General features: G+C 58.8%; 10 protein-coding genes and 1 tRNA gene. 8 read left to right on the forward strand and 3 right to left on the reverse strand.

Annotation, left to right across the window (positions count from 1 at the left end):
• Nucleotides 1–161 precede the first annotated feature (161 nt).
• The 5 genes from JV18_RS0100120 to JV18_RS0100140 all read left to right on the forward strand — a co-directional run bounded on the left by JV18_RS0100120 (nt 162) and on the right by JV18_RS0100140 (nt 3,963).
• Nucleotides 162–398: an acyl carrier protein gene (locus JV18_RS0100120; protein ID WP_033072893.1), complete on the forward strand. Its 237-nt coding sequence runs from the start codon at nt 162–164 to the stop codon at nt 396–398.
• A 168-nt stretch (nt 399–566) separates the two neighbouring features.
• A complete protein-coding gene (gene fabF, locus JV18_RS0100125) occupies nt 567–1,826 on the forward strand; it encodes a beta-ketoacyl-ACP synthase II (RefSeq protein ID WP_033072986.1) in 1,260 nt (419 codons plus the stop codon).
• A 300-nt stretch (nt 1,827–2,126) separates the two neighbouring features.
• Complete coding sequence (gene mltG, locus JV18_RS0100130; protein WP_443027753.1) at nt 2,127–2,987, forward strand: endolytic transglycosylase MltG; 861 nt, start codon at nt 2,127–2,129, stop codon at nt 2,985–2,987.
• Nucleotides 2,988–3,335: 348 nt separating this feature from the next.
• Nucleotides 3,336–3,830 (forward strand): 2'-5' RNA ligase family protein, encoded by a 495-nt coding sequence (locus tag JV18_RS0100135; RefSeq protein ID WP_327195738.1) that lies wholly within the window; start codon nt 3,336–3,338, stop codon nt 3,828–3,830.
• 56 nt (nt 3,831–3,886) lie between these two features.
• Nucleotides 3,887–3,963: transfer RNA gene (locus tag JV18_RS0100140), tRNA-Met, on the forward strand.
• Nucleotides 3,964–4,172: 209 nt separating this feature from the next.
• Here JV18_RS0100140 and JV18_RS0100145 read toward each other — a convergent pair.
• The 3 genes from JV18_RS0100145 to JV18_RS0100155 all read right to left on the reverse strand — a co-directional run bounded on the left by JV18_RS0100145 (nt 4,173) and on the right by JV18_RS0100155 (nt 10,388).
• The gene (locus JV18_RS0100145; RefSeq protein ID WP_033072895.1) at nt 4,173–7,943 is read right to left on the reverse strand and encodes an SIR2 family protein; all 3,771 of its coding nucleotides are present in this window, start codon (nt 7,941–7,943) and stop codon (nt 4,173–4,175) included.
• Nucleotides 7,944–8,337: 394 nt separating this feature from the next.
• A complete protein-coding gene (locus JV18_RS0100150; protein ID WP_235302677.1) occupies nt 8,338–9,609 on the reverse strand; it encodes an MFS transporter in 1,272 nt (423 codons plus the stop codon).
• An 11-nt stretch (nt 9,610–9,620) separates the two neighbouring features.
• Nucleotides 9,621–10,388 (reverse strand): SDR family NAD(P)-dependent oxidoreductase, encoded by a 768-nt coding sequence (locus JV18_RS0100155; protein WP_033072897.1) that lies wholly within the window; start codon nt 10,386–10,388, stop codon nt 9,621–9,623.
• A 130-nt stretch (nt 10,389–10,518) separates the two neighbouring features.
• On the opposite strand from JV18_RS0100155, the gene rhmD reads away from it, so the two are divergent.
• From rhmD to JV18_RS0100170, 3 genes are read left to right on the forward strand one after another with little or no spacing between them, the layout of a single operon-like run.
• Nucleotides 10,519–11,706 carry an L-rhamnonate dehydratase gene (rhmD, locus tag JV18_RS0100160; RefSeq protein ID WP_033072898.1) on the forward strand — a complete coding sequence of 396 codons (1,188 nt, stop codon included), beginning with the start codon at nt 10,519–10,521 and terminating at the stop codon, nt 11,704–11,706.
• 10 nt (nt 11,707–11,716) lie between these two features.
• Nucleotides 11,717–12,565 carry a fumarylacetoacetate hydrolase family protein gene (locus JV18_RS0100165; protein ID WP_033072899.1) on the forward strand — a complete coding sequence of 283 codons (849 nt, stop codon included), beginning with the start codon at nt 11,717–11,719 and terminating at the stop codon, nt 12,563–12,565.
• Nucleotides 12,562–13,314, forward strand: coding sequence for an SDR family NAD(P)-dependent oxidoreductase (locus JV18_RS0100170; RefSeq protein ID WP_033072900.1), 753 nt, complete (start codon nt 12,562–12,564; stop codon nt 13,312–13,314). Before JV18_RS0100165 ends, JV18_RS0100170 begins: the two co-directional genes overlap by 4 nt.
• Nucleotides 13,315–13,320: the final 6 nt, after the last annotated feature.

Below are 13,320 nucleotides of genomic sequence, written 5' to 3' on the forward strand. Positions count from 1 at the left end.
GGGGCTATAATGGGCAGGGCATGACGGCATCCGGCTTGGAAGTTCACCGCTGCGATGCTGCTGAGTGGCCGCGCAATCTTACCTAGCCCTCTTGCCAGCTTCGTCGGCGCGCTTTAGGGCAAATCCCAATATTCACGACATAGTCAGAAAAGGAACTGTGCATGAGCGATACGGCTGAACGGGTTAAGAAGATCGTCGTTGAGCATCTGGGCGTCGAAGCCGACAAGGTCACCGAAGAAGCAAGCTTCATCGACGATCTGGGCGCCGACAGCCTTGATATCGTCGAACTGGTGATGGCGTTTGAAGAAGAATTTGGCGTCGAAATCCCCGACGATGCGGCGGAAAAAATTTCGACCGTCAAGGACGCCATCGATTATATCGATACGAACAAGGGCTGATCCGTTCGGTCCGGCATGGCCGGACGCGGCGGCGCCGCCCACGCGTTTCCGGCTTCCCGGTCCAGCAAGCATGCGCTGTGACCGGGAAGCTTTTTTTATGCGTGGGACGTTGAGCGGTCGAAGCAGGCTGTGGGTGACGGCCCTTTGGGGGCGATGAAAGGAATGAATATGCGCCGGGTAGTGGTGACGGGTTTGGGATTGGTGACGCCGCTGGGCGGGGACGTCGAGACGAGCTGGGCCAATCTGATAGCTGGCAAATCGGGGGCTGGAACGATCACCCGTTTCGACGCGTCGGACCAAAAATGCACCATCGCTTGCGAAGTGAAGCCGGCCGACCATGAATATGGTTTTGATCCGATGAAGCGCGTCGATCACAAGATCCAGCGTCAGGTCGATCCCTTCATCGTCTATGGCATCGACGCGGCGGGACAGGCGCTGGAGGATGCCGGGCTGACCGAGATGACCGATGAGCAAAAGCTGCGCGCGGGCTGTTCGATCGGTTCCGGAATTGGCGGCCTGCCGGGTATTGAAAGCGAAAGCCTGCTGCTGGCCGAAAAAGGGCCCGGCCGGGTGAGCCCGCATTTCGTCCATGGCCGCCTGATCAACCTGATCTCTGGACAGGTCAGCATCAAATATGGGCTGATGGGGCCGAATCATGCGGTCGTCACCGCTTGCTCGACCGGCGCGCATTCGATTGGCGATGCGGCGCGCATGATCAAGGACGGCGATGCCGACATCATGCTGGCGGGCGGCGCGGAATCGACCATCTGCCCCATTGGCATCGCGGGTTTTGCCCAGGCGCGCGCGCTCAATATGAGCAGCAATGACGCGCCTGAAAAGGCAAGCCGCCCTTATGACAGGGACCGCGACGGCTTTGTGATGGGCGAAGGCGCGGGTGTCGTTGTGCTCGAGGAATATGAGCATGCCAAGGCGCGCGGCGCGACCATTTATGCCGAAGTGGTGGGTTACGGCCTGTCGGGTGACGCCTATCATGTCACCGCGCCACATCCCGATGGCTTCGGCGCCTATCGCTCGATGGAAATGGCGCTCAAAAAGGCGGGGATGACCCCTGCCGACATTGATTATATCAATGCGCATGGCACATCCACCATGGCCGACACCATCGAACTGGGCGCGGTGAAGCGGCTGTTCGGTGATGCGATCGGCACCGTTTCGATGAGCTCGACCAAATCGGCCATCGGCCATTTGCTGGGCGGCGCGGGCGCGGTGGAAGCCATTTTCTGCATCCTTGCCATCCGCGATCAGATCGTCCCGCCGACGCTGAACCTCGACAATCCCGACGAGGGGACAGAGGGCGTTGATCTGGTGCCGCACGAAGCGCGCAAGCGGTCCGTGAAGGCGGCGCTCAACAACAGCTTTGGTTTCGGCGGGACCAACGCCAGCCTGATCCTCAAGGCGGTCGACTGACACCGTCGACGGTATAAAATGGGTGAAAACGGGCCCGTCTCGCCTTTCCGGTGAGGTGGGCCCTTTGGTATCGAAAAGCGCGAAAGCGTAACGAAAAGCCTCTTTCCCGGTGCGCTGCGCCATGCTCTATTATCGCTCCGACCGCGCAGGACCGTGGCGGTGCAAAGCTGAAGCGCCGCGGGGCCCAATCGGGCGATTTTTTCGACTTTGATGGAGAGACGCATGCCCCCATTTCGCTGGCTGATCATCTTGATAGCCTCCCTGTGGCTAACAGCCTGCTCCGACGGGGCGCCGCGCGACATGGTGGTTGTGATCCCCCAAGGGGCGAGCATCGCAAAAGCTGGCGACATATTGGAAGAGGCAGGCGCGACCTCCGCTTCATCCTTCGTCAACCATGCCCGCTTTTTTGGCGGCAGCGATCCGATCAAGCCGGGTGAATATGAAATTGAAAAGGGGATGGACGCTGGCGACATTCTGGCGCTGCTCCAATCGGGGCGCACGCTTCAGCGTTTCGTGACCATTCCCGAAGGCATGCCATCTATTCTCGTGTGGGAAAGGCTGATGGCTGAAGAGCGGTTGAAGGGCGAGGTTCCGGTGCCCGCCGAGGGTAGCGTCTTGCCCAATACCTATGCCTTCACAACGGGGGAAACCCGCGCAGCCGTGTTGAAACGCATGCAGGCGGCGATGGACAAGGCTTTTGACGAATTGTGGGAAAAACGAAGCAAAAGGGCAGTCGTCAAGGATCGCAATGAAGTGATGACCTTGGCGTCAATCGTGGAAAAGGAAACGGCCATTTCGTCCGAACGGCGGACCGTGGCCGGTGTCTATACCAACCGCCTCAAGGTCGGAATGAAGCTGCAGGCTGATCCGACGATCATCTATCCCCTCACCAAGGGCAAGCCGCTGGGCCGCCGCATCCGGCGGTCGGAAATCCAGGCGGTGAATGATTATAACACCTATGCCATGGCGGGCCTGCCCAAGGGGCCGATTGCCAATCCAGGCAAAGCGTCGATTGCGGCGGTGCTCGACCCGGCGCCCACCGATTATCTCTTTTTCGTGGCGCGCGGCGATGGCGGCCATGTTTTTTCGCGCACTCTGGCCGAGCATAATGCCAATGTCGAAAAATGGTATGCGCTGCGCCGCGAGCGCGGCGAGATGTAGCCGCGGGAAGGGGGAGGCGATTCATTTTCACTCTTGCACCCGGTATCGAGCGGATTCTGCAAGAAAAATCCGATTTGGGTCGCAAGTTAACCACTCTTAAACTGTGAAATAATCGCATAAGTATCTGATAATATTATTTCATCGTTTTATACGATCATTGTGATCCCAATTATCAATTGGCGCGGGCGAGCGGCTAGGACCAAATGCGCCCTAACGAGAAAGGGCATCCCCATGGATTGCGGACATTTCCTCCGTCCTCCGCGTCCGTTCCCTCTCGCATCCAGTGGGCCGGGTATACCCCCTCCCATTCGGTCCACTGGTGCCGCACCCATCGTCCTTAATGGAGCGATGGGTGCGGCATCTCAGCGATATTTTGATAAAATGCGCCGCGCCCATTTTCCTGTGCCGCCCGGCGCGGGGCCTGCTCATATCACCTTGTTCCGCCATCTCCCCCCTTCGGCGGCAGACGAAATTTCCCGCCGGGTTCGTGCAATCGCGGCCGAGTATCGCGCCTTTGATGTCCGGCTCGGGGAGCCCTATTTGCTGGAGAAAGGCGTGGCTTTCGCTCTTCACAGCTCCGAATTGCAGGCAATATGGCATCGGTTGGCGCATGAGCTGGAGGGGTTGATTCTGGGCGCCGACAGAGCCGAACCGCGTTTTCATATCACGGTGCAGAATCATCGCCCTCACGCCGAAGCGCGCGCCTTGTTGAAACAATTGCAGCACAATGCAGAGCCGCCGCCTGCGGTATCGATCATCGGCCTGACGCTGTCGCGGCACAGGGTGAACGCGGACGAAAGGCCGCATATCATCAAATTCCGGGGCGAACGAAGAGCATATTGACCACTGGCACTGTGCTGCTTATAGGCGCGGCTCGCCCACAGCGGCGAGCCTTTCGGGGCGGAGTAGCTCAGCTGGTTAGAGCAGCGGAATCATAATCCGCGTGTCGGGGGTTCGAGTCCCTCCTCCGCTACCAATAGAATCAATGACTTAGCGCCCTGCATGTGTGTTGAATGATTGGGCTGTTTACACACCGTTTACAGTTTGTCCTGTCAACGCGCCTGTGGATCCTCTTGCGACCCCGCCCAAAGCGGGGCTTTCTCTACCAAGCTGAAGGATCATGCATCCGCGGCTCTAGGGGGTGTTTGAACATGAGTTGGATGCCTTTTTTGGGTCACTCTTTGGTTAAAGGGTCAGGTCATTCAGGCGGCGCCATTCTTTTGTGGGTCGCAACGCGGGGTCAGCTTCTGCTATGACCTCCAAGGCCTTGCCCAATTCATAAGGCATTTGCGACCTGTCATCCGCAACCAACGCATTGAGCAGTTGAAGTGTCTCTGTCGGAAACTTCTGGGCGAAGTCAGTGGTGCCTTCTTCCGCCTCTCTGGATAGACGGTAGGTTAGCATGTCAAGATGGGCGACAGGCCTTAAGAGGCTGAGGACTGTTCGGACGGCATCCGGGAAGTTATCGCCGGATTGTTCGACCAGGTGTGCGAAGCCTCGGGAAGCGCTATCGGTTCGGAACTTCACCTGACGCGGCCAAGCTTGCTCGATGAAGGGCTTTACGAACGTCTCCCATTGCCCATCCTTTGATACGATTCGACCCAATAACCAAAGCGCATCGCTCCGACCTTTGTCATCCAAAGAAGCCAGAACACCACGCACTTGCTGGAACGAGATTAGCTGGCCCTCATCGTTCGAAGGTTCGCTTAACCAGACCAGTTTCTGAACTAGGTGCTGCTTCTCGGATTCATCCAGCTCCCACGCCGGTTCGCCTTTAAGCAAATCAAGCAGATAAGGGCAGAGCATTCTGAGCGTCTGCGTCGAGGGCCATTGGGGGCTAGTAGCAAAGCCATGCCAAGCGGCCTCAGAGAGTGGATGATCAAGCGCGAACATTGGTCGAAGAATCCGATTTGACCATTCCGGGAACCAATGATCGAGCCAAGGAAAATGTCGCGCGACCACACAGGCGGCATGTCCGCTTCCGTCGCCATTGGCTCCGAAAAGAGCTTCAAAGCGTTCACCTACACCATCTGGCATCGGCCCCTTTTCGGACGCCTTGTCTGGCATAAGATCCCAAAGCGCTTCGGCTAGACCACCTATCGGACTATTGATTGCCTTGCTGACAGAAACCTCAGAGCGATCCTGGACAACACCGCCGACAGTCGTATGTCCTATGCCGCTCTTAGTCACCTCGGGGGCCGCTGCGACATAAGCGGCAATTACCTTGTCGAAGATAGCTAGAGCACGGGAGCGATCCGCGTGCGCCAACGCTTCCAAATGCTTCTCAAACCATCTTGGGACATAATGCCTCAGCGTCTTGAGCGCATCTGCTGGGAGGTTGGAGACGGTATGGGCGACGAGCCAGCGCAACCTCAGGGAAGTCTCCTCCGGCCAGTTCGATAGCAGTGCTTCCCAGAAGCCGGTTGGAACATCGTCATTTCGCAGTGCGAAACGCAGTGCGGCTAGCGCGCGGAAAGGCTGCGCTGCGACAAGACCCTCAAACGGGCGGAAATCCCTTAGCTCTCCATGACGGTTCTCAGTCTTTCTTCGGGCCTCATCGAGAATCTTACCGATGGGGGCTGACTCGATGCCACGAGTATCTGTGACTCGCTCGACCATACCGCCACGTGAATCGAGTGAGCGGTCTGCATTGCCCGCCCAATCGTCGGACCATTTGGGATCAACGGTTTTCAGTTTTGCAAGCGCTTTTACCGTCGCAGGGGTCAACGGGCAGCCGTTCAATTCCAGCCATGCCAATCTTTCAGCGGAATACACAGCTCTGCGCCGCCGGAAGTCAGAAGCTTTCTCCTCCTCCCATCTTGCCGGGCCTTTGGCGATCCTTCGCTCAATTGCTCGACGTTGCCTGCTGGTGAAATCAGGCCAGCGCGCTCGCAGCGTGAAGAGAAGTTCCCTTTGGCATCGCGGTTCCCAGAAAATCCGGTCGTTCACCTCTGACAGAAGCGTGGTCGCTCGGCCTGCGGACACTACTTCGGGGAACATAGCCGCGTAAATGGACAGCTTTCCAAAGAAGTAGGTATCATTGATGGACCATTGCCTCACTTCGAGTGCCGCTGCCTCAGGGTCAAGCTCGACGAGGCGAACAAACAGGTCACGAAACCATAGAAAATACTGTGTCTTTCGCCCGTGGAAGGACTCCCCTCGTTCCCCCGTGGGGTGGAGGGTTGGCATAGACCCCCACAAAGTGCCTATCTCGTCGAGAAGGGATGATGTGGCCAGAAGGCAGCGCCGCACGACGGCAATGACAAAGACTAGTTGCTCGTCGGGAATGTCCAGTTTTTCATTGTGCCGATCCAGAACCCTGACCTTGGCATCAACCAGTCGCCTGAGAGGCAAGTCGTCCCAGCTTTTCTCAACGGGATAACTGCGCCCGTAGCTGTCCCTCCTGAACTCAACGCGAGGCTGAGAAACACGTTCAAAGAACCTCAACGTCGCGCTTGACCAGCCTTCCTTTCCAACCATCGAGCGGAATTCGAACCAGCCATACTCGCGATCAAAATTGCCGCCATGATCGCAGCTTTCAAGATAGAGGCGCCAGAAGGTGATCGCCTCTTGCGGTATCTCGCCTTCGCCGCGATCTAGCCGTCTAACGACGAACCAGAGCATATTCGGGTTAAGTTGCTTCCAGCCCGCCGCCCACCAAACGGCGACGGGTTCATGCATCACATCACCGAACCATCGAGCGATATGGTGGAGGCGCTCCGGCAACGGGTTCACCCATTGTGAGTTCCACCCTCTCAATCCAATTCGTTCAGGGAAGCTTGCATCGCCATGCTGCCAGTTGAGCGGATTAAAGCCGGGAATGCTCCGCTGCCCGTTGGCTTCCTTTGGGGGGCGAGGCGGATCATCATCTAGTCCATAGAGGTCGAGCGGGTCGATTTCCTCCTTGTCGTCCCACGACCGCTTTCTCGGCTCGGCATATCGAACATTGGGATCAAAGACACACATCCATTCCGCTGACGGTGCCGGTTTCGCATCAGCAAACAGCTTCGCCCCTTGCTTGCTGCTTACCAATTCCACGACTTGCCCCCGCTCATGCGGAGTGACCTCAATGGGTCGCTTTTGGGCGATGCCAATTACGTTGTTGGTCCATCCTTCCGGATTTCGCACGGCATCCGCCCACGCTGACAGAGTATCCCACAATCCTGCATGATCGTCGCTTTTCCGATAACAGATCGGGGTTACGCCTCGATCCTGCCATTCCTCTTCCGCGTCACCCTCATCACCTTGGGTAAACGCATAGATCGGTGAATTATAGCTGACACCATCAGCAGCGTTCAGACCTTCCAGCAGATAGCGCATCGGCGGGTCTTCCGCTCGATAGCCCAGCAGAACGATTGTGTATCGCTCGCGCAAGGCCTTGACGAAGCGAGTCGCCCAACCTTCGGACAGATATGCCCGACCAAAGTCCGCACTGCTAATAACGTAGCCGGAAGCCATGCCTACTTCTGGCTTTCGGAGGCGACCATGCAGATAAACCACGCCATCTATGGATTGCTGCAATGACAGATCAGGTAGTGCCGGAGGGACGACCCGTGAAATGCGCTTTTCGACCGCCTCAAAAAGAAGATCGAAGTTCGTGGTGACAAGTTGAGGGCGCCCGTCCACACCTCTGGAAAGATCAAGAATTGTCTGATGGCATGAGAGGTCAGGCTTTCCAACGGCTTTCAGCGCCGAGTAAATTTCCCGATCAATCTCGGACTGGCCAAACTCTCGAACCAGCAGGTTAAAAACGCGATCCGAGCTGTCCTTGCGGTTTATCGCGACGAGTGCTTTTTCCGCGCCCAGCCGCTCCACGACCTTTTGTGTGAGTCCCGCGAAATCAGGAAGCCCAGCTCGGCGAGAAATCCCCGCGCCGCAAAAGAAGATGACATTGCCTTCATCTCGCTGGGTTAGCAGGTGGGAGGGGAGGCGAGGGCCGTTAGCTAAAAAGCGCATGGACTATCGTTAGCACTAACGCAGAAAGTTTGGTTAAAAAATGGCGTTCGTTGGCCACCGCCCTTTCTTGCCAAGCAACTTCCAACGGTGGCGCATCGTCCTAATTTTCATAGCACTGGCTGGTCGAAAAATTGGCGGAGAGAGCCGTTAGAAAAGTGGATTCCGTTTACAGACGAAATGGTGAGTTATTGATTTTATTGAGCTTTTTTCCAGTTTCGTTTACGCCTAAGTAATTGAAAACAAGCGTTCGTGATCTAAATCATAATCCGCGTGTCGGGGGTTCGAGTCCCTCCTCCGCTACCATTTTCCCTGTCGGTTGGTTTCTTGCACGACGGCTGGGCGCAGGTCGGGCTTCCAAAGGGGCCATGTACAGGTCAGGCCCTGTGATGATTTTTCACCGGAGACCGACGCGCTGTTCGCGTTCGATCTGTTCCAGCGATTTGCCCGCATTATCGGGGGCCCATAGCCATCCGACCAGCGCGCTGAGCGCCAGAAAGCCGGTGAGTATCCAGGCGAGGACAGCGAAATCCGCCGACGCCAGAAAGGGCACGAACAGGCTGAACAGGCCAAGGCCGATACGCACGATCGCAAAGCACAGCCCCTGCGCGGTGCTGCGAAGCGCCGTCGGAAACATTTCCGCGCTCCACAGCTGAAAGAAGCTTTGCGCGCCAAAGCCTTGGAAAAAGCCGAGAATCACCACATGGGCTAGGACGACGGGCACGTTCAGCGGCAGGAGGGCGAGCAGGCTCATCCCGACGACCTGCGCGATGGCGGAGATCAGGAACATCGCGCGATGGCTGACCCGGTCGACCAGCTTCATGAAAACCAGATAATTGGCGAGCATGCCCAGCGCGAAATTGAGGCATTGCAGCGCAATGCTCTGCGCGCGGGTTGCCACCCCCAGCGTCTCCATCAGATAGGGGAAGAACAGCCCGTTCGTTCCGGCCCACAAATTCCAGAAGCCATAGATTCCGACAAGTGCGAGGATGGAGACGAGATAGGGACGGCGGAAAAGCGACGATATCGGCGGCGCGACGAAATCGGCGGACTGCGTTTCGGTCCAGGGCCGCGATTCGTGCATCTTTCGCCGCAAGAAAGTCAGTCCAAGCGCGACAATTACCAGATGTGCGAAGACCAGCCGCGCGCCCAGTTCGCCGAGCCCCGCCAGCGCCAGCGACATCAGCAGCACGACAACCGGGCCGAGATTCCAGAGAATTTGCGCGACGCCTGAATGCTTGCCGCGGGTGTCGGCGGGCGCTTCTTCGGCGATGAGCGACCAGCTTGCCGGAATATCCGCCCCCACCGCCAGGCCGACGATCACAAAGCCGAGCACGATCATCCAGGGCGCGACGGCGAACACAAGGATGGTCATGCCCGCGGCATAAAGAAGCATGTCATATTGATAGATGCGTTTGCGGCCAAACCTGTCGCAAAGCCACCCGCCGACCAAGGCGCCGATACCTGCGCCAATGGCATTGGGGCCAAAGGCGGCGATCAGACCTAGCAGGCTGTCCGACAGGCCGTAAAGCGACGTCCAGAGGGCGAGCGCGGCTGCCCCCGACACGATCGATCCTGAATCGATATAATTGGCGAGCCCGGCAAGGATCGTCGCATTCCAGTCGTCCCGGCCGGTCCGCGCCTTTGCGGCATCATCGTGGAGGCTCAAGCGCGACATCCTTATTGCAGGTTGACGAAGGCGCCGCCGTCGACGAGCAGCGCTGCGCCGGTGACATAATTGGCCATGTCGGACGCCAGAAAGACGATGGGGCCGACCATATCCTCGGGATCGCCCAGCCGTCCGAGCGGGATGCGGGCCGTCATGCGGTCCCTTTTGTCCTGATCGGCGAGATCATCCTTGTTGATGTCGGTCAGGATCGTGCCGGGAAGGAGCGAGTTGCAGCGGATGCCATGCTTGCCCAGCGCGATGGCGGCGGACTGCATCAGCGAATGCACCCCCGCCTTCGTCGGCGTATAATGCGTCTGGAACTCGCCGCCGACCAACGCGGAAATCGACGACACCGCGATGATCGCTCCGCCATGGCCTTGCTCGACCATCTGCCGCGCGGCGGCCTGCACCATATAATAGGCGCCGTGCAAATTGACCCGCATCGTGCGATCGACCGTTTCGACGGGCATGTCGAGAAATGCGTGAAAGGGGCAAATGCCCGCATTGTTGACGAAGATGTCGACCTTGCCCAATTCCGCCGTGCTGCGTGCGATAAAGTCCTGGGCGGTGGCGGGGTCGGAAACGTCGCCCTTTACCGCGATGGCGCGGCGTCCCAGCGACTCTATTTCGGCGATAACCGCCTCGGCGCCGGCATCATCGCGTGAATAGTTGATGCCGACATCGGCACCATGTCGCGCCGCGCCAATCGCCGCGGCGCGGCCAATTCCGGCCGATGCACCGGTCACCAGCAATGTCTTGCCTTCCAGAAGATTCGTCATCCCACATTCTCCCGACGCGGGGCCGCCAAGCGCCTGCCGCTCAATTGTCAACGCGCGTCTATTGACGCCTCGAGTACCATTTTATAATACTGCGTACCACATAATGGCAATCATGAAAGGGAGGAGCGGGATGGCGCTGCCACGCATCAAGTACGTACGCGCGTTTACCGTGCGCGGGGGCGGTGCCGATTATCACGATCAGGGGGAGGGGCACTGGATCGACGATCACATCGCCACCCCGATGTCGCGCTACCCCGAATATCGTCAGTCTCGCCAAAGTTTCGGGATCAATGTGCTCGGCACGCTCGTCGTCGAGCTGGAGGCGGAGGACGGTACTATCGGCTTTGCGGTGACGACCGGCGGGGAGCCGGCCTGCTACATTGTCGAAAAACATCTCGCCCGTTTTCTCGTCGGGCGCAGCCCGGCGGAATATGAGAAGATCTGGGACCAGATGTATTTTTCGACCCAATATTATGGTCGCAAGGGTTTGGTCGTGAACGCCCTGTCGGGCGTCGATCTTGCGATATGGGATCTGCTCGGAAAGCTTCGCGGCGAGCCCGTCTATCATATGCTGGGCGGGGCGGTGCGCGAGGAATTGCAATTTTACGCGACCGGCGCACGCCCGGACATTGCCAAGGAACTGGGGTTTATCGGCGGGAAGCTGCCGCTGCATCACGGGCCAGCCGAAGGGCTTGAGGGGCTGGAGAAAAATATCGCGCTGCTGGCCGATATGCGGGCGAAATGCGGCGATGATTTCTGGCTGATGTATGATTGCTGGATGGCGCTGGATATCGATTATGCCACGCGCCTCGCCCATCGCGCGTGGGATGAATGCGGGCTCAAGTGGATTGAGGAAGCGCTCTCGCCCGACGATTATTGGGGTTATGCGCAGCTCCGCAAAAATGCGCCAAAGGGGCTGCTGGTCACCACCGGGGAACATGAAGCGACGCGGTGGGGCTTCCGCATGCTGATGGACATGGAATGCTGCGACATTATCCAGCCCGATGTCGGCTGGTGCGGCGGGGTGACCGAGCTGATCAAGATAGCCAATTATGCGGATAGCCGCGGCGTCATGATGGTGCCGCATGGCTCGTCCGTCTATAGCTATCACTTCGTCATCACCCGGCATAACTCGCCTTTCGCCGAGTTTCTGATGATGCATCCCGGCCCCACCGAAGTGGTGCCGATGTTCTCGCCGCAACTGCTGGGCGAACCGGTCCCCGTGAACGGACGCATCCGGGCAAGCGAGCTCGACAAGCCCGGTTTCGGGGTCGAGCTCAATCGCGACATTCCCCTTCATCGACCCTATTCGAACTGAGGATTATCCCATGAAATATTGCCGCTATGGTGCCGCTGGCGCCGAAAAACCCGGTCTGATCGACGCCGATGGCAACATCCGCGACCTGTCGGGCCGGATCGACGATATAACGGTGGACGCCATCGTATCGCTTGGCCCGGTCGATCCCGCCGCGCTGCCGCTGGTCGAGGGGGAGCCGCGCCTGGGTGTGCCCTTTTCCGGCGCGACCAAGATCGTCGCCATCGGTCTCAACTATCGCGACCATGCGATCGAATCCAATCTGCCCATCCCGACCGAGCCCGTCATGTTCATGAAGGCCCTGTCGAGCCTGAGCGGGCCGAATGACGATATTGTGCTGCCCAAAGGCTCGACCCACGGAGACTGGGAAGTCGAGCTGGGCGTCGTGATCGGCAAGACGTGCCGCTATGTCTCGCGCGAGGAGGCGCTGGACCATGTGGCCGGCTACGTCCTTGTCAATGATGTGTCGGAGCGTTTCAACCAGAAAGAGCGGGGTTCACAATGGTCGAAGGGGAAGGGGCATGACACTTTCTGCCCGACCGGTCCCTGGCTGGTGACCCCCGACGACATTGGCGATCCCCAGAGTTTGGACATGACGCTCGACCTCAATGGCGAGCGGATGCAGACCGGCAATACAAAAACGATGATCTTCGATATCGCCGAACTCATCTCCTATGTCAGCGAATTTGTAACCCTGCATCCCGGCGACCTGATGATCACCGGCACCCCGCCCGGTGTCGGGGAGGGCAAAAAGCCGGAGAAGATTTTCCTGAAACCGGGGGACAGGCTGTCGCTTTCGATCGATGGGCTGGGCCAGCAGAACCAGTCGGTCGTCGCCTGGTCGCGTGAGGCCTTCCGGTGAAAGCCTATGCCGATCGCTTCGCGGGGCGCACCGCGGTCATCACGGGCGGCGCGTCCGGCCTTGGAAAGGCGAGCGCCGCGCGCATCGTCGCCGAGGGCGGGCGCGTGTTGCTATGGGACCGCGATGCGGCCGCGCTTTCCGCCGCGCAGGAGGAGACGGGGGCTGCGGGCATATGTGCGCTCGACGTGTCCGATTTTTCGGCTGTCAGCGATGCCGCCGCCCGCAGTGCGGAGTTGCTCGGCGGCCAGATTGATGTGCTCATCTGTTCCGCCGGGATCACCGGCGCGACCGCACCCGTTCACGAATATCCGGTGGAAAGCTGGCGCGCGGTTTTTGACGTGAACGTCAACGGGCTATTCTATTGCAACCGCGCCATCCTGCCGCTGATGCTGGAAAAGGGCTATGGCCGCATCGTCAATGTCGCATCGGTCGCGGGGAAGGAAGGCAATCCCAATGCGAGCGCCTATTCGGCGTCCAAAGCCGCGGTGATCGGCCTCACCAAATCGCTCGGCAAGGAACTCGCGGGCAAGGGCGTGATCGCCAACGCCCTCACGCCCGCGACCTTTGAAAGCCCCATCCTGCAGCAGCTCCCGCAAAGTCAGGTGGATTATATGCGGTCCAAAATCCCGATGGGCCGGCTGGGCCATGTCGCCGAGAGCGCCGCGATGGTGTGCTTCATGGCGTCGGAAGAGTGCAGCTTCACGACGGCAGCGACTTTCGACACCTCGGGCGGCCGGACCACTTTCTGACGACGG

It is taken from the genome of Sphingopyxis sp. MWB1 (genome assembly GCF_000763945.1).
In the GTDB taxonomy this organism is placed as follows: Bacteria; Pseudomonadota; Alphaproteobacteria; order Sphingomonadales; family Sphingomonadaceae; genus Sphingopyxis.

Coding starts and splice junctions, on each gene's coding strand:
- JV18_RS0100145 (WP_033072895.1), bottom strand. CDS start 7,943: ATGCGCTTTTTAGCTAACGGCCCTCGCCTCCCCTCCCACCTGCTAACC.
- JV18_RS0100165 (WP_033072899.1), top strand. CDS start 11,717: ATGAAATATTGCCGCTATGGTGCCGCTGGCGCCGAAAAACCCGGTCTG.
- mltG (WP_443027753.1), top strand. CDS start 2,127: ATGGTGGTTGTGATCCCCCAAGGGGCGAGCATCGCAAAAGCTGGCGAC.
- JV18_RS0100135 (WP_327195738.1), top strand. CDS start 3,336: ATGGGTGCGGCATCTCAGCGATATTTTGATAAAATGCGCCGCGCCCAT.
- JV18_RS0100120 (WP_033072893.1), top strand. CDS start 162: ATGAGCGATACGGCTGAACGGGTTAAGAAGATCGTCGTTGAGCATCTG.
- JV18_RS0100155 (WP_033072897.1), bottom strand. CDS start 10,388: ATGACGAATCTTCTGGAAGGCAAGACATTGCTGGTGACCGGTGCATCG.
- fabF (WP_033072986.1), top strand. CDS start 567: ATGCGCCGGGTAGTGGTGACGGGTTTGGGATTGGTGACGCCGCTGGGC.
- rhmD (WP_033072898.1), top strand. CDS start 10,519: ATGGCGCTGCCACGCATCAAGTACGTACGCGCGTTTACCGTGCGCGGG.